The sequence below is a fragment of the Barrientosiimonas endolithica genome, from assembly GCF_030296655.1.
GTDB classification, from domain to species: domain Bacteria; phylum Actinomycetota; class Actinomycetes; order Actinomycetales; family Dermatophilaceae; genus Barrientosiimonas; species Barrientosiimonas humi.
On sequence record NZ_AP027735.1, the window covers coordinates 1,063,743 to 1,085,627 of the forward strand.

General features: G+C 73.6%; 15 protein-coding genes and 4 pseudogenes. 6 read left to right on the forward strand and 13 right to left on the reverse strand.

Annotated elements, in window-relative coordinates; genetic code table 11:
- Window positions 1-6: 6 nt before the first annotated feature.
- Together QUE40_RS05490 and QUE40_RS05495 are read right to left on the reverse strand one after the other, a co-directional pair.
- Window positions 7-927, reverse strand: coding sequence for a dihydrofolate reductase (locus QUE40_RS05490; protein WP_289233018.1), 921 nt, complete (start codon window positions 925-927; stop codon window positions 7-9).
- Window positions 928-1,124: 197 nt separating this feature from the next.
- Window positions 1,125-1,936, reverse strand: a pseudogene (locus tag QUE40_RS05495) (thymidylate synthase).
- 106 nt (window positions 1,937-2,042) lie between these two features.
- Here QUE40_RS05495 and dapA point away from each other — a divergent pair.
- Entirely contained in the window at window positions 2,043-2,930 is an 888-nt protein-coding gene (gene dapA / locus QUE40_RS05500) for a 4-hydroxy-tetrahydrodipicolinate synthase (RefSeq protein ID WP_142004740.1), read from the forward strand.
- Window positions 2,927-4,607 (forward strand): annotated as a pseudogene (locus QUE40_RS05505) (ribonuclease J). Before dapA ends, QUE40_RS05505 begins: the two are co-directional and overlap by 4 nt.
- A 240-nt stretch (window positions 4,608-4,847) precedes the next feature.
- Here QUE40_RS05505 and QUE40_RS05510 read toward each other — a convergent pair.
- The 5 genes from QUE40_RS05510 to QUE40_RS05530 all read right to left on the reverse strand — a co-directional run bounded on the left by QUE40_RS05510 (window position 4,848) and on the right by QUE40_RS05530 (window position 8,990).
- The gene (locus QUE40_RS05510) at window positions 4,848-5,825 is read right to left on the reverse strand and encodes a helix-turn-helix domain-containing protein (protein WP_289232538.1); all 978 of its coding nucleotides are present in this window, start codon (window positions 5,823-5,825) and stop codon (window positions 4,848-4,850) included.
- Between the two features lie 181 nt (window positions 5,826-6,006).
- Entirely contained in the window at window positions 6,007-6,240 is a 234-nt protein-coding gene (locus tag QUE40_RS05515) for a hypothetical protein (protein WP_289232539.1), read from the reverse strand.
- Between the two features lie 105 nt (window positions 6,241-6,345).
- On the reverse strand, window positions 6,346-7,104 hold the full coding sequence (locus QUE40_RS05520; RefSeq protein ID WP_289232540.1) for a SatD family protein: 759 nt from the start codon (window positions 7,102-7,104) through the stop codon (window positions 6,346-6,348).
- An 84-nt stretch (window positions 7,105-7,188) separates the two neighbouring features.
- Complete coding sequence (locus QUE40_RS05525; RefSeq protein ID WP_289232541.1) at window positions 7,189-8,739, reverse strand: MFS transporter; 1,551 nt, start codon at window positions 8,737-8,739, stop codon at window positions 7,189-7,191.
- Entirely contained in the window at window positions 8,736-8,990 is a 255-nt protein-coding gene (locus QUE40_RS05530; protein ID WP_289233142.1) for a hypothetical protein, read from the reverse strand. Before QUE40_RS05530 ends, QUE40_RS05525 begins: the two co-directional genes overlap by 4 nt.
- 439 nt (window positions 8,991-9,429) lie before the next feature.
- Between QUE40_RS05530 and QUE40_RS05540 the strand changes: the two genes are divergently transcribed.
- The 4 genes and pseudogenes from QUE40_RS05540 (at window position 9,430) to QUE40_RS05555 (ending at window position 15,998) form a co-directional block, all read left to right on the forward strand.
- The gene (locus QUE40_RS05540; protein ID WP_289232542.1) at window positions 9,430-10,383 is read left to right on the forward strand and encodes an endonuclease/exonuclease/phosphatase family protein; all 954 of its coding nucleotides are present in this window, start codon (window positions 9,430-9,432) and stop codon (window positions 10,381-10,383) included.
- Window positions 10,384-10,465: 82 nt separating this feature from the next.
- Window positions 10,466-12,256 (forward strand): NAD(P)H-binding protein, encoded by a 1,791-nt coding sequence (locus QUE40_RS05545; RefSeq protein WP_289232543.1) that lies wholly within the window; start codon window positions 10,466-10,468, stop codon window positions 12,254-12,256.
- A gap of 337 nt (window positions 12,257-12,593) precedes the next feature.
- A pseudogene (locus tag QUE40_RS05550) lies at window positions 12,594-15,190 on the forward strand (DNA translocase FtsK).
- Between the two features lie 7 nt (window positions 15,191-15,197).
- The gene (locus tag QUE40_RS05555) at window positions 15,198-15,998 is read left to right on the forward strand and encodes an ion channel (protein ID WP_289232544.1); all 801 of its coding nucleotides are present in this window, start codon (window positions 15,198-15,200) and stop codon (window positions 15,996-15,998) included.
- A gap of 143 nt (window positions 15,999-16,141) precedes the next feature.
- Here the strand turns inward: QUE40_RS05555 and QUE40_RS05560 are convergent, their stop codons facing one another.
- The 6 genes and pseudogenes from QUE40_RS05560 to kdpB all read right to left on the reverse strand — a co-directional run bounded on the left by QUE40_RS05560 (window position 16,142) and on the right by kdpB (window position 21,882).
- On the reverse strand, window positions 16,142-16,837 hold the full coding sequence (locus QUE40_RS05560) for a response regulator (protein WP_142004750.1): 696 nt from the start codon (window positions 16,835-16,837) through the stop codon (window positions 16,142-16,144).
- Window positions 16,834-18,333 (reverse strand): sensor histidine kinase, encoded by a 1,500-nt coding sequence (locus QUE40_RS05565; protein WP_289233019.1) that lies wholly within the window; start codon window positions 18,331-18,333, stop codon window positions 16,834-16,836. Before QUE40_RS05565 ends, QUE40_RS05560 begins: the two co-directional genes overlap by 4 nt.
- Complete coding sequence (locus QUE40_RS18915; RefSeq protein ID WP_350227134.1) at window positions 18,288-18,644, reverse strand: universal stress protein; 357 nt, start codon at window positions 18,642-18,644, stop codon at window positions 18,288-18,290. The genes QUE40_RS05565 and QUE40_RS18915 overlap by 46 nt, the downstream gene beginning before the upstream one ends.
- 126 nt (window positions 18,645-18,770) lie before the next feature.
- Window positions 18,771-19,278: pseudogene (locus QUE40_RS18920) on the reverse strand (histidine kinase); the annotation flags it as partial.
- 88 nt (window positions 19,279-19,366) lie between these two features.
- Window positions 19,367-19,951, reverse strand: a complete 585-nt coding sequence (kdpC, locus tag QUE40_RS05580; protein WP_289232546.1) for a potassium-transporting ATPase subunit KdpC — start codon at window positions 19,949-19,951, stop codon at window positions 19,367-19,369.
- Window positions 19,952-19,956: 5 nt separating this feature from the next.
- Window positions 19,957-21,882 (reverse strand): potassium-transporting ATPase subunit KdpB, encoded by a 1,926-nt coding sequence (gene kdpB / locus QUE40_RS05585; RefSeq protein WP_433997071.1) that lies wholly within the window; start codon window positions 21,880-21,882, stop codon window positions 19,957-19,959.
- Window positions 21,883-21,885 lie beyond the last annotated feature (3 nt).

A 21,885-nucleotide genomic window follows, 5' to 3' on the forward strand; every position in this document is an offset into this window, starting at 1 on the left:
GCCGCGTCAGCGCCGCACGTAGGTGACCCAGTCGAACCCCTCGCGCTGCTCGCGGGAGACCTCGCGCCACTGCTGCAGGTCGACCTCGGGGAAGGTCGTGTCGCCCTCGGGCTCCGCGTCGATCTCGGTGAGCTCGAGGGTGTCGGCGAGGTCGATCGTCTCGCGGTAGATCTGCCCGCCGCCCCCGATGAACACCTCGCCGTCGGGCGCCATCGTGAGCGCCTCGGCCAGCGAGTGCGCGACCAGCGCGCCCTCGGCCGACCAGTCGCGGTCCCGCGTCAGCACGATGCTGGTGCGGCCGGGCAGTGGGCGGCCGATGGCGTCCCACGTGCCGCGACCCATGATCAGCGTGCCGCCGAGCGTCATCCGCTTGAACCGTTTGAGGTCCTCCGACAGGTGCCACGGCATGTCGCCGTCGGCGCCGATGATCCGGTTGCGGCCCATCGCCGCGACCAGGGTGAGGGACTGGGCGAAGCCGCGCGTGACGTACGCCGGGATGTCGCCGCCGGCCGCCACCAGCTCCAGCGCCTGACGCTCGTGCGGCACGGTGCGCTCGGGCAGCTCGTCCAGCGGGAACCAGCGGATGCCTGCGCTCTTCGCCGGCTCCATCACCCGCGGCTCGCCCGACCAGCGGCTGCAGGTGAAGAAGATGTCGGCGCGCTGCTCGACCGGCAGCCGCGTCAGGCTGTAGCGCTGCAGCGTGGTCACCGGCACCAGGTCGCCCGGCGACACCTCGACACCGAGCTCCTCGCGCGCCTCGCCGACCGCCGCGTCGAACGCCGACTCACCGGCCTCGACGTGCCCGGCGGCGCCGCAGCCCCACCAGCCGTCCATGAACCCGGTGCCGCGCCGCTCCTGCAGCAGCACCTCGCGCCGCCCGCCCTGCTCGCGCAGCAGCGCGACGTACGCCGCCGGCACCAACGGCACCCGCGGCGCCCCGTCGCGCACGGCCGGGGAGCTCGCCGGCGTGGTGCCGATGCGTGGCTCGGCCAGCGCCTCGCCACTCCTCGACCGGCTTGGTGCGCGCTCCTCGCCGCTCATACTTTCTGTCGCGCTCGGTCGCACTCCGCTGCGGGCGCGTGCTCGTTCCTCGCCCGCACCCTGCGCTGCGCGCTCCTCGCCGCTCATACGGCGATCGGGGCCTTGATCGTCGGGTCGGCCACGTAGCCCTCGAGCGTGATGTCCTCCAGCTCGAAGGCGTCGAGGTCGCGCACCGCTGGGTCGAGCCGCAACGTCGGCAGCGGCTTGGGGTGCGGGTCAGCTGCTCGCGGGCCTGGTCGACGTGGTTGGAGTACAGATGCGCGTCGCCGAGGGTGTGCACGAACTCGCCGGGTGCCAGGTCGGTGACCTGGGCGACCATCGAGGTGAGCAGCGCGTAGGAGGCGATGTTGAACGGCACGCCCAGGAAGATGTCGGCCGAGCGCTGGTAGAGCTGGCAGGACAGGCGCGCCGGGCGGTCGTCGGTGGCCGGGCTGACGTAGAACTGGAACATCGTGTGGCACGGCGGCAGCGCCATGTCGTCGACGTCGGCGACGTTCCACGCGGACACGATGTGCCGGCGCGAGTCGGGGTTGGTGCGGATGCTGTCGACCACCCGCGCGATCTGGTCGACCGTGCCGCCGTCGGGCGTCGGCCAGCTGCGCCACTGGTGGCCGTAGACCGGGCCCAGGTCGCCGTTCTCGTCGGCCCACTCGTCCCAGATCGAGATGCGCCGATCGTGCAGCCACTGCACGTTGGTGTCGCCCCGCAGGAACCACAGCAGCTCGCCGAAGATCGACCGCAGGTGCAGCTTCTTGGTGGTCAGCACCGGGAAACCCTCGGCCAGGTCGAACCGCATCTGGTGCCCGAAGACCGACAGCGTGCCGGTGCCGGTGCGGTCGGACTTGGGGGTGCCCTCGTCGAGCACGCGCGAGAGGAGGTCGAGGTACTGGCGCATGCCGACGAGGGTAGAGGGGCCACCGACAGCACCGCGCGCGACGGGACGCCTCGCCCGGGCCAGCCGGTCGGCGCGCGACCCGGGGTGACGGCTAGCCTTGAGCACCATGACCTCCACCCCGTTCGGCCGCGTCGTCACCGCGATGGTCACGCCCATGCGCGAGGACGGCCGGCTCGACCTGGACGGCGTGCAGCGCGTCGCCACCTACCTCGCCGACCACGGCCACGACGGGCTCGTGGTCAACGGCACCACCGGTGAGTCGGCCACGACCACCGACGAGGAGAACTTCGCGACGGTCAAGGCCGTCGTCGAGGCGGTCGGTGACCGCGTCCAGGTGACCGCGGGCGTCGGCACCAACGACACCGCCCACTCGGTGCGCGCCGCCGAGGCCATGGCCGGCCTGGGCGCCGACGCCGTGCTCATCGTGACGCCGTACTACAACAAGCCGACCCAGCCGGGCATCGTCGAGCACTTCCGCACGGTGGCGCAGGCGACGGGTCTGCCCGCGATGGCGTACGACATCCCGGGCCGCACGGCCACGGCGCTCGCCACCGACACGATCCGCCGGCTCGCCGAGATCCCCGAGATCCAGGCCGTCAAGGACGCCAAGGGCGACTTCTTCGAGGCCAGCCGCCTGATGGCCGAGACCGACCTGCTGTGGTTCTCCGGCGACGACGTGGTCAACCTGGCCCACCTCGCGCAGGGCGCGGTCGGGGTCGTCTCGGTCGTCGGGCACGTCGCGGGCGAGCAGTACGCCGCGATGGTCCGCGCCGTCGACGCCGGCGACCTGGCCACCGCCCGCGAGATCCACACCCGACTCATCCCCGTCGTCGACGCCGTGATGCACACCAGCCAGGGGGCCATCCAGGCCAAGGCTGCGATGAAGCTGCTCGGCGTCATCGACTCCGACTTCTGCCGGCTGCCGCTGCTGCCGGCGCCCGACGAGCACCGCGCGCTCCTGCGCGATGCCCTGACCACCTCAGGACTGATGTGAGCCACCCGCACCCCGAGCTCGGACCGCCCCCAGCACTCGCGAAGGGGGTGTGCGGGTCGTCGCCCTCGGCGGCCTCGGCGAGGTCGGCCGCAACATGACGGTCATCGAGTACGACGGGCGCCTGCTGATCGTCGACTGCGGCGTGCTCTTCCCCGACGACCACCCGGGCGTCGACCTGATCCTGCCGGACTTCGAGTACATCGCCGACCGGCTCGACGACATCGACGGCATCGTGCTGACCCACGGGCACGAGGACCACATCGGGGCCGTGCCCTACCTGCTGCGCATGAAGCGCGACATCCCGCTGATCGGCTCCCAGCTGACCCTCGCGCTCGTCGAGGCCAAGCTCAAGGAGCACAAGATCACCCCGCTGACCCTGCAGGTCAAGGAGGGGCAGCGCGAGCAGATCGGCCCGTTCGACTGCGAGTTCGTCGCGGTCAACCACTCGATCCCCGACGCGCTCGCGGTGTTCATCCGCACGCCCGGCGGCAACCTGCTGTGCACCGGCGACTTCAAGATGGACCAGCTGCCGCTGGACAAGCGGATCACCGACCTGCGCGCGTTCGCGCGGATGGGCGAGGAGGGGTCGACCTCTTCCTCACCGACTCGACCAACGCCGACGTGCCCGGCTTCACCACGCCCGAGCGCAACATCCTCCCGGCGATCGAGACCGTCTTCGAGAAGGCGCAGCGCCGGATCATCGTCGCCTGCTTCTCCTCCCACGTGCACCGCGTGCAGCAGGTGCTGGACACGGCGTACGAGTTCGACCGCAAGGTCGCCATGGTCGGCCGGTCGATGGTCCGCAACATGACGATCGCCCAGGAGCTGGGCTACCTGAAGGTGCCCGACGGCGTGCTCATCGACGCCAAGAAGCTCGACCAGTACCGCGACGACGAGGTCGTGCTGATCTGCACCGGGTCGCAGGGTGAGCCGATGGCGGCGCTCTCGCGGATGGCCAACCGTGACCACAAGATCGACGTCGGCCCCGGCGACACGATCCTGATGGCCAGCTCGCTCATCCCCGGCAACGAGAACGCGGTCTACCGGGTGATCAACGGGCTGATGCGCCTCGGCGCCGACGTGGTGCACAAGGGCAACGCGCTGGTGCACGTCTCGGGGCACGCCAGCGCCGGCGAGCTGCTCTACTGCTACAACATCGTCAAGCCCAAGAACGTCATGCCGATCCACGGCGAGTGGCGTCACCTGGTCGCCAACGGCAAGCTCGCCGAGCAGACCGGGGTGCCCGCGAAGAACGTCGTGCTCGCCGAGGACGGCGTGGTCGTCGACCTGGTCGACGGCAAGGCCTCGATCGTGGGGGCGGTGCCGTGCGGCTACGTCTACGTCGACGGCTCGCTGGTCGGCACGACCGACGAGACGATGCTGAAGGACCGGCGCATCCTGCGCGACGAGGGCTTCGTGACGATCATCGTGGTGCGCGACGCCGCGACCGGGAAGATCGCCGCCGGCCCCGACATCCGCACCCGCGGTTTCGCCGAGGACGAGCAGGTCTTCGAGAAGGTGCTGCCCAAGCTGGAGGAGGCCCTGGAGGAGGCGCGCCGCAAGGGCGTGACCGACTCCCACCAGCTGCAGCAGATCATCCGCCGCACGGTGGGCGGCTACGTCGGCGGGAAGCTGCGGCGACGGCCGATGATCATTCCGATGGTGATCGACGCCTGACGAAGGCGCTGCCCGGTGGTGGGATCACGCGCAGCGTCGGCACCGGGCAGGGACGAGGAAGGCGTCGAGAGAGTGCGCGCCTGACGAAGGCGCTGCCCGGTGGTGGGATCACGCGCGGCGTGGCGTGCCGCCTGAGGAGTTGCGTACATCTCGACAGGACGAACCCGTGGCGGCCACCGGGTTTGCGCCGTCTCCGGCGTCGGGTCCTCGTTCTTCCTGTCCGTCTGCCCGCCGTACGCCTCACGCACCCTGGGAGCGGAACGCGCGCCGGTAGGCCGTGGGGCTGGTGCCCAGGCGGGCGCGGAAGTGGTGGCGCAGGGTGATGGGGGTCGCGAATCCCGTTGCGGCACAGATCTGTTCGACGCTCAGGTCGGTCGACTCGAGCAGCTCCTGGGCGCGGTGCACGCGTCGCTCGGTGAGCCACCGGGCGGGGCTGGTGCCGGTGGCGGCGGTGAACCGGCGCTGGTAGGTGCGCAGCGACATCGACGCCCGGGCGGCGAGGGTCGCGACGTCGATCGCCTGGTCGAGGTGGGCGGTGGCCCAGTCGATGCTGGCCGAGACGCGGTCGTCGTCGGGGTCGCGGGGGAGCGGCTCCTCGATGAACTGGGCCTGCCCGCCGGCGCGGTGCGGCGGCACGACCATCCGGCGGGCGATGCGGCCGGCGACCTCGGCGCCGTGGTCGAGCCGGACCAGGTGCAGGCACAGGTCGAGCCCGGCCGCCGACCCGGCGCTGGTGAGCACGTCGCCGTCGTCGACGAACAGTGGGGCGCGCTCGACGCGCACCCGGGGATAGGTGTCGCGCAGGCGGTCGGCGTACTGCCAGTGGGTCGTGGCGGGGCGTCCGTCGAGCAGCCCGGCGCCGGCGAGGGCGAACGCTCCGGAGCAGATCGAGACCATGCGTGCGCCGCGGCGCGCGGCGGTCTGCAGGGCGGCCACGACGGCCGGGGACGGTGGCTGGGTGACGTCGCCGACGCTGGGCACGATCACGGTGTCGGCGCGGGCCAGGTCGTCGAGGTCGTGGTCGGTGCGCAGCTGCCCGCCGCCGATCGTGCTCGCGCGCCGGCCCTCGGCGCACAGCCGCAGGGAGTACCACGGCTGCGGCAGGCCGGGCCAGGGGTAGCCGAACACCTCCATCGCCGCACCGGCCTCGAAACCGGTCATGCCGTCGTAGGCCAGGACCGCCACGACGTGCGGGCGGGAGCGAGCGGTGCGCGCCATGGCGCGATCTTATCGAAGGGCGTCATTCATGCCACTCGTGCCCGGCCGTACGCCGGCGCAGGCTGGGCGCATGGACGAGACGAGGACGGGGCGCACCGGGTGGCGCGCGCTGCGGGAGCTGGTGGCCGACCTGGCGGCCGGGGTGCACGCGGGCCACGGCCTGCGGCACGGGATCGAACCGTCAGCCGACGATCGTGCGCGCGAGCGCGGCGCAGGCGCAGGCCCACAGCACGCTGACGAACGTGCCGATGATGAACCGCTCGGCGACGGCGGGGTCGTCGCCCGACCGCAGCTCCGGATAGCGCCCGAGCCCCTTGATGGCCAGGGCGAGCGCGACCATCTCGCGCCAGCCCGCGACGACCGAGGCGTAGATCGCGACCCGCTCCAGCGCCCCGATCCAGGCGCCGCCGCGCAACCGGTCGGCGGCGCCCTCGAGGGCCGCGGTGCAGGTCGGGGAAGGCCGGCGTCGGCCGCGGCTCCTCGGGGCGGCCCCGGTCGGCGAGCCGGAAGACGAGCACCGTCAGCGGTCCGCCGCCCAGGGTCGCGAGCACGCCGAGCGCGGCGAGCACGAGGAAGTCAGGCATGGCGCCAGGGTAGGAGCGAGGTCGGACACCCGCCGATAGCCACGCGCGTCACGGCAGCGTGCGCAGCCGGCGGATCGCCGCTGCGGCCACCGCGAGGCCGTGGCCGCGCACCCGTTGCGACGCGGCGGAGGTGCTGATGCCGAGCTCGGCGGCCAGCTGCTGCTGGGGGCGTCGTCGACCAGTCCGCGCAGCAGTCGCCACGAGCGCTCGTCGAGCGGGCCGAGCAGCTGGTCGAGGCAGGCCAGGGCCGGGTCGACCGCTGCGGGCGGGGGAGCGGTCTGGTCGTCGGTGCGGTAGGAGAACCGGGCGTGCTTGGTGGCCGCGCGTGCGGCGCGCTCCTCGACGTCGACGATCGCGTCGCGGGCGGTCCACCAGGCCGGCCCGTCGGACGCCCCCGCCTCGTCGGAGAGGTCGGTCACCTCGCCGTAGCCGAGCCCGGCGCGCACCTCGACCTCGGGAGCCAGCGCCAGCCGCACGGCGAAGGCGACGCCGATCGCGTCGCCGAGCCGGGCGTACGTCGCCTGGAACTCGTCGCCCGCCGTCACCCCCGGCGCACGCAGCGCGGGGAACTCCTCCCGGGTCTGCTCGAACGCGGCGACGAGCCGGTCGTGCAGCCCGGCGCGGTCGCGGTGGGTGCGGGAGCCGACGACGTCGACGATCAGGGCGGCGCACGACAGGGACGGGGACCGAGCCATGGAATGAAGCATAGAACTTCATTCACCAGAAGTGAAGCGAAACGCTTCACTGGCTCGGTCCCCGTGCGCAGCGGCGTCGCGGCGTCAGTGCGCGGCGCGCGTGACGTCGGTGCCCTTCGGCGTGAGCACGAAGGCCAGCGCCGCGACGGCGAGCATCAGGATGCCCCCGATGAGCCCGGTGGACTGCATCCCCTCGGTGAACGCCTGCCCGGCGCTCGCCGCGAGCTGCGGCAGCTGCTGCTGCCCGGCGATGGCCATCGCCGCGCCCAGCGACTCCTCGGCCTGCGCCGCGAGCGCGGGGTCGAGGCCGTCGAGGGCCGCGCTGTCGACCAGCTCGGCCCGGTACAGCAGAGCCGAGATGCTCCCCATCACGGCTACGCCGAGGGTGCCGCCGAGCTCGTACGACGTCTCCTCCAGAGCGCCGGCGTTGCCGGCCTTCTCCTCGGGCGAGGCGCCCATGAGCATCGCGGAACCGATCGCCAGGGATCCGGTGCCGGCGCCGACCAGCACCAGGTAGGCGAGCACGATCGCCCCGTTGAGCTCGCCGTCCTGCAGGCCGAGCAGCAGCATGCCGACGCCGGCCAGGGCCAGCCCGCCGGCCAGCACGGCACGGGCGCCGATGACGCGGGACAGCGGCGGTGCGATCGCGGCGGCGACGGCACCGGCGAGCGCGGCGGGGACCAGTCGGAGCCCGGCCTCGATGGGCGAGGCGCCGTCGACCAGCTGGAGCCACTGCGCGAGCAGGAGCAGCGCGGCGATCAGCGAGAACGTCGCGCCGAGCGCGGCGACGATGCCAGCGGTGAAGGTGCGGTTGCGGAACAGGCGCAGGTCCAGCAGCGGGTGGTCGCTGCGCAGGCAGCGCCGCACGAACCAGGTCAGCGCGACGGCGGCGACCGCGAGCGCGGCCCAGGCCAGGGGCACGTCGAAGCCGGCCTCCTTGCCGAACTTCTTCACCGACCAGATCAGCAGGGTCATGCCGACGAGCGAGAGCGCGGCGGCGAGGGCGTCCCAGCGGCCGGGGTTGGGGACCTTCGACTCCGGGAGGATGACCAGCCCGGCCACGATGCCGACGGCGATGAGCGGGATGTTCACCAGGAACGCCGAGTGCCAGGAGAAGTTCTCCAGCAGGAACCCGCCGACGAGCGGGCCGACGGCCGCGCCCAGCCCGGAGACCGCGGCCCAGATGCTCAGTGCGGTCGCGCGCTCCTTGGGGCTGGTGAAGACCACGCGGATCAGCGACAGCGTCGTCGGCATGATCATCGCCCCGCCGACGCCGAGGAAGGCCCGGATCGCGATCACGTGCCACGCCTCGCTCGCGAAGACGACGAGGAAGGAGGCCACGCCGAAGATGAGGTAGCCCAGGAGCAGCATCTTCTTGCGGCCCCACCGGTCGCCGATGGCCGACCAGGAGACGAGCAGCCCGGCGAGGACGAGCGAGTAGACGTCGACGATCCACAGTTGCTGCTCCGCCGTCGGCTTGAGCTCGGCCGCCATGTCGGGCAGCGCGATGTTGAGGATCGTCATGTCCATCGTGATGAGCAGCAGGCTGGCGCTCAGGACGGCGAGCGCGAGCCAGCGGCGGCGCGGCGACAGGGTGTCGGCGCGCGCGGAGAGCGAGGTGACCGAGGCGTTCATGACGGGTCCTTGGCGGTCGGCATGGCCAGGATCGCGTCGGTGATGCGCGCGATGGCCTCGCGGCTCAGCGGGGCCTCGCGCAGCGCGGCGTGCAGGGTGGCGCCGTTGATGACGACCTCGAGCGCGACGGCGCGCTCGCGTCCGACGTGCCGCTCGAGCATCTCGGTGAGTCGCTCGGTCCAGCGCACGGCCAGGGCCTCCAGGCCCGGGTCGGCCAGCGCCGCGGAGTACATCGCGACCCCGGCGCGCACCTCGCGGCGGTCGGACAGGGCCTCGTGCAGCAGCGCCGGCAGCTCGGTGGCGATGGCCTCGGGGAGTCGAGCCGCTCGGCCATCTGCTGCATCTCGACGTCGGTCTCGTCGACCAGCGACTGCAGCGCGGCCTCGCGCAGGTCGTCGATCGAGCTGAAGTGCTGTGTCGTGGACCCCAGGGGCACGCCGGCGCGGGTGGCCGCGGCGCGGTGGGTCAGCGACCCGGGCCCGTGCTCCAGGACGTGCTCGGCCGCGGCGGCGATGATCATCCGCCGGCGGCCCTCCGGGTCGCGCTTGCGCGGTGGGGTGGTGGTCATGCGGGGCTCCTCCGTTGATGTACGTATGTACATGTACGTTTGTACAGTAACGCCGTCCGCAGGGCAAGTCCGGCTCGGTCGGGGCGGTGTCTAGGCTCGTGACCGTGCGGCAGGCGGGGACGGTGAGACGGCCGTCCGCGCGCACCCGGCGCCTCGCCGCCGCCGGCCTGACCGTGCTGGTCGGGCTGCTGGTGAGCACCCGCTGGTGGGACACCCACCGCTTCCAGGTCCCCGTCCTGCAGGCCGCCTTCCCGGTCGTCGGGGCGCTCGCGGTGGGTTGGGCGGCGCTGCTGCTGGCGCTGCGGCACCGGACCGCCGCGACGGTGCTCGCGGTGCTGGCCGCGCTCGTACCGCTGCTGCTCGCCGGCGGATCGCTGCGCAGCGACACGGTGCCGGCGCGCCCGGGCGACCAGGTCGTGATGAGCGCCAACCTGCAGTACGGCCGCGCCGACCCCGCCGCGCTCGTCACCCTGGTGCGCCAGCAGCGCGTCGACGTGCTCGTCCTGGTCGAGGTCACGCCCGACGCGGCCGCCGCGCTGCGCCGCGCCGGCCTCGACCGCCTCCTGCCGCAGTCGGCCGGCAGCCCGCGCACCGGCGCCGACGGCACCATGATCCGCAGCCGCCACCCGCTCCAGACGCTCGAGAACGCCCAGGTGCCAGGCCTTTTCGGCTCACCTGTCGCGCGCGTGCGCGCACCCTCGGGCACGTACGTCGTCAAGGGCGTGCACCCGTACCCACCCGCCGGCGAGCTCGTCGCGGGGTGGCACCGACAGCTGCGCGACCTGGGGCGGTGGGTGCGCGCGCAGCCGACCGACGAGCCGCTGGTGCTGGCCGGCGACTTCAACTCCTCCTCGGCCCACCCGGCCTTCCGCGAGGCGACCGCCGGGCTCACCGACGCCCACGGCGCCGCCGGGAAGGGGTGGGTGCGCACCTGGCCGGTGGGGCAGCGGGTGCCGCCGTTCGTGCAGATCGACCACGTGCTGCAGCGCGGCGGTCGCGTGGTCGACGCCGGCAGCGCGACCGTGCCCGACACCGACCACGCGGTGGTCTGGGCGCGGCTGCGCGTCCCGGGCTGAGCGCCGCAGCGCCCGACCGGCCGCCCCGCGCGACCGCAGCGCCCCCAGGGCAGGCAGCGCCCCCAGGGCATACGGTGCGGTGGTGAGCGAGCGCGGTGGCGGGCCCTTCGGCGAGCTGGGACGGTTCGCCCGTGCGGCCCTGGTCGACCCGGTGCCGCGCGACCACCGTGAGTCGCGCGCCGCGATCCGTCGCCGCCAGGTCGTGGTGCTGGCCACCCTCGTCGTCGGCTTCGCGCTGCTGACCTGGGCGCTGCGTACGCCCCCTGGCAGCTCGGCCTTCTACGTCGCCACCCTCGCGCTCGCCGCGGTCTGGGTGGCCGGGGCGTTCGCCTCCGGGCCGCTGCACCTGGGCCGCGCCCGCACCCGCACCGGGCGCATCGACGCGCGCCCGGTCGTGCAGCCGGTCGTCCTCGGCGTCTCGCTGCTGCTGGTGTTCCTCGCCGGGGCGCTCGTGGTGGGCCGGATCCCGCTGCTGCGCGGCCCGGTGGAGGAGCTGCTCGACCACGCGCGCTTCGGCTCGCTGCTCGCCGTCGCGCTCATCACGGCGATCAACGGCATCGCCGAGGAGCTGTTCTTCCGCGGCGCGATGTATGCCGCGCTCACCCGCCACCCCGTCGCGGTCTCGACGATCGCGTACACCCTGTCGACCGTGGGCACGGGGGTGCCGCTGCTCGTGCTGGCCGCCGCCGCGCTCGGCCTGGTGACCGGCCTGCAGCGTCGGGTCACCGGCGGCATCCTCGCGCCGACGATCACCCATGTGGTGTGGTCGCTCGGCATGCTCCTGCTGCTTCCCCCGCCCTCGCGATCGGAGACTGACATGGCCACGGACCAGACCGACCGGCCCGCCGGCGACGGGCCGGTGCTCGTCACCGGCGCCACCGGATACATCGGCGGGCTGCTCGTCCCCGAGCTGCTGCGCCGCGGCCGGACGGTGCGGGTGCTCTCGCGCAGCGCCGACCGCATCGCCGAGCTCGACTGGGGCGACGCGGTCGAGGTCGCCGAGGGCGACGCGTCCGACGCCGACGACGTGGCCGCGGCGCTCGAGGGCGTCGACGTGGCCTACTACCTGCTGCACTCGATGGCCGGCGGCGACGACTTCGAGGAGCGCGACCGCGAGCTGGCGCGCACGTTCGCGACCGCCGCGGCGCAGCAGGGCGTCCGGCGGCTGGTCTACCTCGGCGGCCTGCACCCCGACGGCGAGCTGTCGCCGCACCTGGCCTCGCGCGTCGAGGTCGGGAAGATCCTGCTCGACTCGGGCGTGCCGACCGCGGTCCTGCAGGCCGGCGTGGTGCTGGGCGACGGGTCGGCGTCGTTCGACATGCTGCGCTACCTCACCGAGCGGCTGCCGGTCGTGGTCGCGCCGCGCTGGCTGCGCAACCGCATCCAGCCGATCGCCGCGGACGACGTCGTGCACTACCTCGCCGAGGCCGCCGACCTGCCGGCCGAGCTCAACCGCACCTTCGACGTGGGCGGCCCCGACGTGCTGACCTACGCCGAGATGATGGAGCGCTTCGCGGCCCTCACCGACCTCGGCCCGCGCTACATCGCGACCGTGCCGGTGCTCACCCCCGAGCTCGCCAGCCTGTGGGTCGGGCTCGTCACGCCGGTCGACTCCGGGGTGGCGCGGCCGCTGGTCGGCAGCCTGATCCACGACGCCGTGCGCTCCGAGGAGGACCTCGACGACCTGGTCCCGCCCCCGCCCGGCGGGGCCGCCGGCTTCGACGAGGCCGTGCGCCGGGCCACCCGCGACATGCACCTGTCGCTGTCGGCCCAGGGCGCCCGGCTCGGGGCGGGCGCGATCGGCGCGGCCGTCTCGCTCGGGTCGGCGGCGACCGCGCCGGCCCGGGGAGTGCTGCGCCGCCTGCGGTCCTGAGCCCCGGGCGTACGTCGGGGTCGGGGGCCGCCGGCAGCGGCGCCCGGGCGGGTCGCTCGGCCCGATCGGTGACGTGCCCTCCGGGCCCCGGCATCGCCGGCCCCCGCGTGTGACACGTGGTGCAGGTGGGACGAAGGGCTACCCTGCGGACGTGGCCACCCGTCAGTCCGCGTCGTCCCAGCGCGCCTCCGCGAGTCGCGGTCGCTCCACGCGACCGTCCTCGCGCACGTCCTCCCGCCCGCCCGCCAAGAAGAAGGCCGGCGCGGGTGGCAGCACGCGCGCCAGGACGACCAGCGGCGGGCTGCCCCTGCCGCTGCGCGCGCTGCGCGGCACCTGGATGGGCGTCGCGCACGTCGCCGGCGGCGCCGCCCGTCGGGTCGGGACGTCCGCGCGCGACCTCGACCCCGAGCACCGTCGCGACGGGGTCGGTTTCCTGCTCGTCGCGCTCTCGCTCGTCGTCGCCGCTCGCGAGTGGTGGGGCCTGAGCGGATTCTTCGGCGACGTCGTGCACGCGGTCGTCGCGGGCACGTTCGGCCGGGTCGGCCTGGTCCTGCCGCTCGTGCTGCTGCTGCTCGGGGTGCACCTGCTGCGCTCGCCGCGCGGCCACCAACCGACCAACCGGGTCGTGATCGGCCTGGTCATGTTGGCCTTCTCCGCCTGCGGCCTGGCCCACCTCGCCGACGGCATGCCCGCCCCGCCCGACGGCCAGGAGGCCATGCGCGAGGCCGGCGGCATCATCGGCTTCCTGGCCTCCAGCCCGCTCGAGGCGGCCGTCCGGGTCTGGGGCGCGGTGCCGCTGCTGCTCCTGCTCGGGGTCTTCGGCCTGCTCGTCGTCACCGCCACGCCGGTGCACCTGGTCGGGCAGCGGCTCGGCGAGCTGCGCGACCGGATCTTCGGCATGCCCGAGGCCTACGACGACCAGGACGAGGAGCAGCTCGACGCCGTCGCGGCCGACCGGCACGGCGCCGACATCGACGGCACGGCGCCGAAGCGGCGCAGGCGCACCCGCAAGAAGGACGCCGACGAGGGGTCCGACGACGAGGCCCGCGAGGGTGACGAGGCGTTCGAGCAGGCGGCCACGGTCGTACCCCGTCGGACCAAGGGCGGACGGGTGCTGCGCCCCGGCGAGAAGGCCCCCAAGGACGACCCCGAGCGCGCCGGCGGCGAGGTCTACGACGGCGAGGCGGCCGCGGCCGCCGAGGCGCTGGACCGGGCCAAGCAGGGCGCGGTCAAGCTGCCGACCGCCAAGGCGGGGAGGCGGCCGCCGGCGAGAGCAGGTCCAAGCTCGAGGCCCCGCCCACCCAGCAGCTGCCGCAGCGCGTCGAGCAGCTCGCGCTCGCGGGCGACGTCACCTACACGCTGCCCGAGAGCACGCTGCTCGAGCCGGGCACCCCGCACAAGTCGCGCTCGTCGGCCAACGACCGCGTCGTCGAGGCGCTCACCGAGACGCTGGAGTCGTTCAACGTCGACGCCGAGGTCACCGGGTTCACCCGCGGCCCGACGGTCACCCGCTACGAGGTCGAGCTGGGCGGCGGCACCAAGGTCGAGAAGGTCACGGCGCTGTCGAAGAACATCGCCTACGCCGTCGCGTCGGCCGACGTTCGCATCCTCAGCCCCATCCCGGGCAAGAAGGCCATCGGCATCGAGATCCCCAACACCGACCGCGAGAAGGTCAGCCTCGGGGACGTGCTGCGCAGCCAGGCCGCGCGCGGCAACGAGCACCCGATGGTGATGGGTGTCGGCAAGGACGTCGAGGGCGGCTACGTCATCGCCAACCTCGCGAAGATGCCGCACATGCTGGTGGCGGGCGCCACCGGCGCCGGAAAGTCCAGCTTCGTGAACTCGATGATCACCTCGGTGCTCATGCGCGCGACGCCCGACGAGGTGCGCATGGTGCTGGTCGACCCCAAGCGGGTCGAGCTGACCGCCTACGAGGGCATCCCGCACCTGATCACCCCGATCATCACCAGCCCCAAGAAGGCCGCCGAGGCGCTGCAGTGGGTCGTGCGCGAGATGGACACCCGCTACGACGACCTCGCGGCGTTCGGCTACAAGCACATCGACGACTTCAACAAGGCGGTGCGTTCCGGACGGGTGCAGCCGCTGCCCGGGTCGGAGCGGGTGCTGCAGCCCTACCCCTACCTGCTCGTGATCGTCGACGAGCTCGCCGACCTGATGATGGTGGCGCCGCGCGACGTCGAGGAGTCGATCGTGCGCATCACCCAGCTCGCGCGCGCGGCCGGCATCCACCTGGTGCTCGCGACGCAGCGCCCGTCGGTCGACGTCGTCACGGGTCTGATCAAGGCCAACGTGCCGAGCCGACTGGCCTTCGCCACCAGCTCGCTCGCCGACAGCCGCGTCGTGCTCGACCAGCCCGGCGCCGAGAAGCTCATCGGCCAGGGTGACGCGCTGTTCCTGCCCATGGGCGCCTCCAAGCCGATGCGTGTTCAGGGCGCGTGGGTCACCGAGACCGAGGTCCAGCAGGTCGTGGAGCACGTGCGCGAGCAGCTGAAGCCGACCTACCGCGACGACGTCGCCGTCTCGGCGCCCAAGAAGGAGATCGACGAGGACATCGGCGACGACCTCGACGTGCTGCTGCAGGCGGCCGAGCTGGTCGTCACCACGCAGTTCGGGTCGACCTCGATGCTGCAGCGCAAGCTGCGCGTCGGGTTCGCCAAGGCCGGTCGCCTGATGGACCTGCTGGAGTCGCGCGGCATCGTCGGCCCGTCCGAGGGCTCCAAGGCGCGTGACGTGCTGGTCAAGCCCGACGACCTGCCGACCACGCTCGCGCTGCTGCGCGGCGAGGAGGTCCCCGACCGGGCCGACGACGCCGGTGACGTGGGCGAGGAGCCGGCGCAGGCGTACCACGACGGCCATGACGGCGAGGATGAGTCCGGTGAGGACGCGTGGGAGCTGACCCAGCACGGCCGCTGAGAACCGGGTGCACCGCGGCCGGGGTCCGCGGCCGCGGTGGCAGCGGTGGCGCTACTACCCCAACGCGGTGCTGCTCGGCGCCCAGCTGCTGGGGATCCTGGTCTACCCGTTCACCGACAGCGAGCTCGGGCGCGCGGTCTTCTCGCTCTTCCAGCTCGGGGTGCTGGTCATCGCCGTCGGCGCGGTGCGCGCCACCCCGGCGCTGAACTGGGTGTCGTGGGTGTTCGGCGTGCCGGCCGCGGTGCTGACCCTGGTCGAGGTCGTCGTGCGCGACAACAACACGATCTCGTTGCTGTCCAACGTGACTCACGCGGCGTTCTACTTCTACCTGGCCTATGCGCTGGTGCGGTACATGTTCGCCGACCGGCACGTCAGCACCGACGAGATGTTCGCGACCGGGTCGTGCTTCACGGTGGTCGCGTGGGCGTTCGCGTACCTGTACGGCGCGGTGCAGAACGTCTGGGGGCCCGAGCAGTTCTCGCACGCCGGCGACGGGCCGCTGACCTGGATGCAGATGCTGTTCCTGAGCTTCACGACGATGACCGGCACGGGCCTGTCCGACATCTCGCCGGTCGGGGGACAGGCACGCTCCATCGTCATGCTGGAGCAGCTGGCCGGGCTCAACTACGTCGCGCTGGTGGTCGCCCGGCTGCTGGCCATGACGATGGCGCGTTTCCACGCCGAGGGTGACGCGGACGTACGGCGGTGGCGGGGTGATGCGGGCACGCCCCCAGGAGCGACCGCGCCACCGACACCCGCACCGACACCGACACCGACGAGGCGTGAGGCGTCAGTGCGTCAGGCGTGAGGCGTCAGCGTGAGGCGCGGCGCACACCTTCCCGCGCATGAAACCGGGTTACGTGCGTTTGACCCTGATGCATTGAGGTCAGTTACACGTAACCGGGTTTCATGCCTGGGGGTGCCGATGAAACCCGGTTTCATGCGGGTGGTTCATGCGGGCGGGGTGGCCTCCAGGCGGTATCCCTGGCCCGGCTCGGTGACCAGCAGGCGCGGGGCGGCGGGGTCGTCCTCGAGCTTGCGGCGCAGCTGGGAGACGTAGACCCGCAGGTAGTGCGACTGCCGGTCGTAGCCCACGCCCCACACCCGCCGCAGCAGCTCCTGCTGGCTGACCAGGTGGCCGGGCCGCTCGGCCAGCACGTCGAGCATCGACCACTCGGTGGGTGTGAGGTGCACGTCCTGCCCGCCGCGGCGGGCGGTGCGCTCGGCGAAGTCGAGCTCGACGTCGGCGGTGCGCAGCGGGGCCGGCCGGTGCTCGCCGGGCTGCAGCCGCCGCTCGGCCACCCGGATGCGGGCGAGCAGCTCCTCGACGCCGAACGGCTTGGTGACGAAGTCGTCGGCGCCGGCGTCGAGCGCCTCGACCTTGTCGTCGGAGTCGTGCCGGGCCGACAGCACGATGACGGGGATCTGGGTACGTCCGCGCAGTCGGCGGATGACCTCGACGCCGTCGACGTCGGGCAGGCCCAGGTCGAGCACCACCAGGTCGGGCGGCTGGGGCGAGTCGAGCACCTCCTGCAGCGCCGAGCGTCCGTCGTGCACCTGCGCGACGGAGTAGCCGTGCGCTCGCAGCGTGATGCCGAGCGTGCGGACGATGGCGGCCTCGTCGTCGACGACCAGGACGTGGGTCACGGGGTCTCCTCGGGAGGATCGCTGGGGGTCGCGGGCAGCGCGGGCAGCTGCAGCACCATGGTCAGCCCGCCGCCCGGGGTGTCCTCGGCGGTGAGGCTGCCACGCATCGTCTCGGCGAGGCCCCGGGCCACCGCGAGGCCCAGGCCGACGCCCGACCCGCGCGGCGCGTCGCCGAGCCGCTGGAACGGCGCGAACAGGCGCTCCTGCTGGTCGGCCGGCACCCCGGGGCCACGGTCGACGACCCGGATCTCGACGGCGGCGCCGACGCGCCCCGCGTCGATGCGCACGCCGTGCCGGCCGCCGTGCTGCACGGCGTTGTCGACGACGTTGCCGAGCACCCGCTCGGCAAGGCCCACGTCGGCGACGCACACCAGGTCGGGGGCCACGTCGACCTCCACGTGGCCGCGGCCCGCGAGGCCGGCGAGGGCCAGGTCGACCAGCTCGGACGCCTCGACCGGCACCAGGTGCGGGCGCACCGAGTCGGACTGCAGGCGCGACAGGTCGAGCAGGTTGCCGATCAGCCCGTCGAGCCGGTCGGCGGAGTCCTCGACGGTCTCCAGCAGCTCGGCGCGGTCCTGGGCGCTGAGGTCCACGTCGGTGAGCCGCAGCCCGCCGACGCCGGCCTTGATCGCGGCGAGCGGGGTGCGCAGGTCGTGCGACACGGCGGCCAGCAGCGCCCCGCGCGCCTTGTTGTCCTGGGCGAGCCGGCCGGCCTCCTGGGCCGCGGCCGCGAGCGCCCGGGAGCGGATCGCTGCCGCGGCGTGGCTGGCGACCGCCTCGACCAGCCGGCGCTCCCGCCCGCTCGGGGCCGGTGCGCGCAGCGCGAGCGCGTGCCGCTCGTCGATGGTCGCGGTCGTCAGCTCGCCCGGACCGTCCAGGTCACCGACCGTCGCGACGGGGCCCTGCAGGGTGCCGCTCGCGGTGCGTCGCAGCACCCCCGCGCCCCGCGCGTCGAACAGCTCGCGGGTGGCGGTGAGCAGGTCGGTCAGCGGGTCGCGGGCGTCGATCAGCGTGTGCGCCAGGTCGGCGAGGAGGCGCGACTCGCGCTCGGCCGCCAGCGCGAGGCGGGCGCGCTGCTCGGCCAGGTGCACGACCGAGGCCACCGCGACGGCCACGAGCACGAAAAGCGTGACGGCAGCGATGTTCTCGGGCTCGCTGATGGTCAGGGTGTATCTCGGGTCGGTGAAGAACCAGTTGATCAGCAGGCTCGACACGACGGCCGCGACCACGGCCGGCAGCAGCCCGCCGACGATGGCGACGAGCACGGTGAGCGCCAGGTAGAGCAGCATCTCCAGCGGCAGCTCGTGGCTGCCGCTGGTCAGCGTCAGCACCCAGGTGAGCAGCGCGGCGCCGAGCGTGGCGAGCAGCCAGCCGGCGAGCGTACGTCCTCGGCCGAGCGAGCCTGCCGAGCGCGGCCGTCGCACCGCTCGAGACTCCGGGTGGGAGACCATCAGCACGTCGATGTCGCCCGAGCCGCGCACCACCTGCTCGCCCACCCCTGGCTGAGCAGGCTCTGCCAGGCCGACCGGCGGCTGGCGCCGATGACGATCTGCGAGGCGTTGATGCCGCGGGCGAAGTCGAGGATCGAGCGGGCCACGTCGGAGCCGGTGACGACGTGCATCTCGCCGCCGAGCTCGTGGGTGAGCTCCCGGGCGGCCGCGAGCGACTCGGCGGGGGAGTCGCGCAGGCCCGAGTCGGGAATCACCTTGACCGCGAACAGCTTTCCGCCCGCGCCACGGGCGGCGATGCGCGCTCCGCGGCGCAGCAGCACCTCCTGCTCGGGGCCGCCGGTGAGCGCCACGAGCACCCGTTCGCGGGTGGCCCAGGTCTGCTCGATGCGCTGCTCGTCGCGGTAGTGCTCCAGGTGCTCGTCGACCCGGTCGGCGACCCACAGCAGTGCCAGCTCGCGCAGCGCGGAGAGGTTGCCGGGGCGGAAGTAGTTCGACAGCGCCGCGTCGACCCGCTCGGCGGGGTAGACGTTGCCGTGGGCGAGCCGGCGGCGCAGCGCCTCCGGGCTCATGTCGACCAGCTCGACCTGGTCGGCCGCGCGCACCACCTCGTCGGGCACCGTCTCGCGCTGCCGCACCCCGGTGATGCCGGCGACGGCGTCGTTGAGCGACTCCAGGTGCTGCACGTTGACGGTCGAGATCACGTCGATCCCGGCGTCGAGCAGCTGCTCGACGTCCTGCCAGCGGCGCCGGTGGCGCGAGCCGGAGGCGTTGGTGTGCGCGAGCTCGTCGACCAGGCACACCTGCGGCGCACGGCGCAGCACCGCGTCGACGTCGAGCTCGTCGACGGTGCGGTCGCCGTGCGCGACGGCGACCCGGGGAGCACCTCCAGCCCCGCGAGCGCGTCGGCCGTGCGGGCCCGCCCGTGGGTCTCGACGACGCCGACGACCACGTCGGTGCCCCGGTCGCGGCGGCGGCGCCCTCGCCGAGCATGGCGACGGTCTTGCCCACACCGGGGGCAGCGCCCAGATAGATGCGCAGTCGTCCGCGAGCCACCCCGCGATTGTGCCCGGCCGCCACGTCAGTCCCGCGCGGCCACCCGCGCGAGGGCGAGGTTGAGCTGCAGCACGTTGACCCGTGGCTGCCCGAGGAAGCCCAGCGTCGGGTGCTGCGTCTGCTGACGTACGAGCGCGGCCACCTGGGTGCGCGGCAGCCCGCGGGCGGTCGCGACCCGGGCCACCTGCCCGTCGGCCGCCGCGGGCGTGATGTGCGGGTCGAGCCCGCTGCCGCTCGCGGTGAGCAGGTCGGGTGTCGCGGCGCCACCGAGCGCCGCGCGCCGCTGCGCCACGTCGGCCTGCAGGTCGGGGCTGGAGGCGGGCAGGTTGGACCCGCCGCTGGTGTCGCCCGCGTGGTCCGAGGCCGACGGTCGGGAGTGGAACCACTGCGCCCCGGTCCACCGCTGGCCCAGCAGCGAGGAGCCGACGACCCGCCCGTCGACCCGCACGAGCGACCCCTCGGCCTGGTCGCGCAGCCCGGCCTGGCCGACGGCCCAGACGGCGCCGGGGTAGGCGACCCCGAGCAGGACGGTGAGCAGCAGCAGCACGCGCAGCGCGGCGGTGCCCTGCCGCACGACGGCGGCGGACCGGGAGGTGGTGCTTCGGAGCATGGCGATCACAGTCCTGGGAGTGCGGAGACGAACAGGTCGATGAGCTTGATGCCGACGAACGGCGTGACGACGCCGCCGAGGCCGTACACCAGCAGGTTGCGTCGGAGCAGCGCCCCGACCGGCATCGGTCGATAGCGAACGCCCTTGAGCGCCAACGGGATCAGCGCCACGATCACGAGCGCGTTGAAGATGACCGCCGAGAGCATCGCCGACTCCGGGGAGCCGAGCCGCATGATGTTCAGCGCCTCCAGGCCCGGGTAGGTCGCGACGAACATCGCGGGGATGATCGCGAAGTACTTCGCGAGGTCGTTGGCGATGGAGAACGTCGTGAGGGCGCCGCGGGTGATCAGCAGCTGCTTGCCGATGGCGACGATGTCGATCAGCTTGGTCGGGTCGGAGTCGAGGTCGACCATGTTGCCGGCCTCCTTCGCGGCCGAGGTGCCGGTGTTCATCGCCACGCCGACGTCGGCCTGGGCGAGCGCCGGCGCGTCGTTGGTGCCGTCGCCGGTCATCGCGACGAGCCGGCCCCCGGCCTGCTCCTGGGTGATGAGCCGCAGCTTGTCCTCCGGCGTCGCCTCGGCGAGCACGTCGTCGACCCCGGCCTCGGCGGCGATCGAGGCGGCGGTGCGCGCGTTGTCGCCGGTCACCATCACCGTGCGGATGCCCATGCTGCGCAGCTCGGCGAACCGGTCGGCGAGGCCGGGCTTGACCACGTCCTTCAGGTGCAGCACGCCCACGGCGACCGGGTGCTCGCCGACCCCGTGCACCGCGACGAGCAGCGGGGTGCCGCCCTGCTCGGCGATGCGGTCGGTGATCGCGTCGACGGCGTCGTCGCAGGTGCCGCCGTGCTCCACGATCCACGCGCGCACCGCGCCGGTCGCACCCTTGCGCACCTGGGTGCCGTCGGGCAGGTCGACGCCGCTCATCCGGGTCTGCGCGCTGAACGGCACGTCGACCGCGCCCCGGGGGCAGCGCGGCGCGGCGGGCAGCTGCGCGGTGCACCAGTCGACGATCGAGCGGCCCTCGGGCGTGGTGTCGGTCTGCGACGACAGGTGCGCCAGCTCCTGCGCGCGCCGGGCCGGCGTGCCGCCGAGCGGGTGGAGGGCGTACGCCTGGCGGTTGCCGAGCGTGATGGTGCCGGTCTTGTCCAGCAGCAGCGTGCCGACGTCGCCCGCGGCCTCGACCGCGCGGCCGCTCGTCGCGAGCACGTTGTGCTGCACGAGCCGGTCCATGCCGGCGATGCCGATCGCCGACAGCAGCGCCCCGATGGTCGTCGGGATGAGGCAGACGAGCAGCGCGACGAGCACGATCACCGACGGCGGCTCGCCGGTGAGGCCCGCGAGCGGCGGGACCGTCGCGACCGCGAGCAGGAAGATGATCGTCAGGACGATCAGCAGGATGCCGAGCGCCACCTCGTTGGGCGTCTTCTGCCGCGCGGCGCCCTCGACCAAGGAGATCATCCGGTCCAGGAACGAGCGGCCCGGCTCCGCGGTGACCCGCACGACGATCCGGTCGGACAGCACCGTGGTGCCGCCGGTCACCGCGCACCGGTCGCCGCCGGCCTCGCGGACGACCGGGGCCGACTCGCCGGTGATCGCCGACTCGTCGACGGTGGCCATCCCCTCGACCACGTCGCCGTCGCCGGGGATCACCTGGCCGGCGGTGACCACCACCCGGTCGCCGACCCGCAGGTCGGCGCCGGCGACCTCCTCCTCGCCGCCGGCCGGGAGCAGCCGGCGGGCCGTGGTCGTGGTGCGCGTGCGGCGCAGCGAGTCGGCCTGGGCGCGTCCGCGGCCCTCGGCGACCGCCTCGGCGAGGTTGGCGAACAGGATCGTCAGCCACAGCCACACCGTGACCGACACGCTGAAGACGCCGGGGTGCAGCACCGACAGCGCCGTGGTGAGCACCGCCCCGACCCACACGACGAACATCAC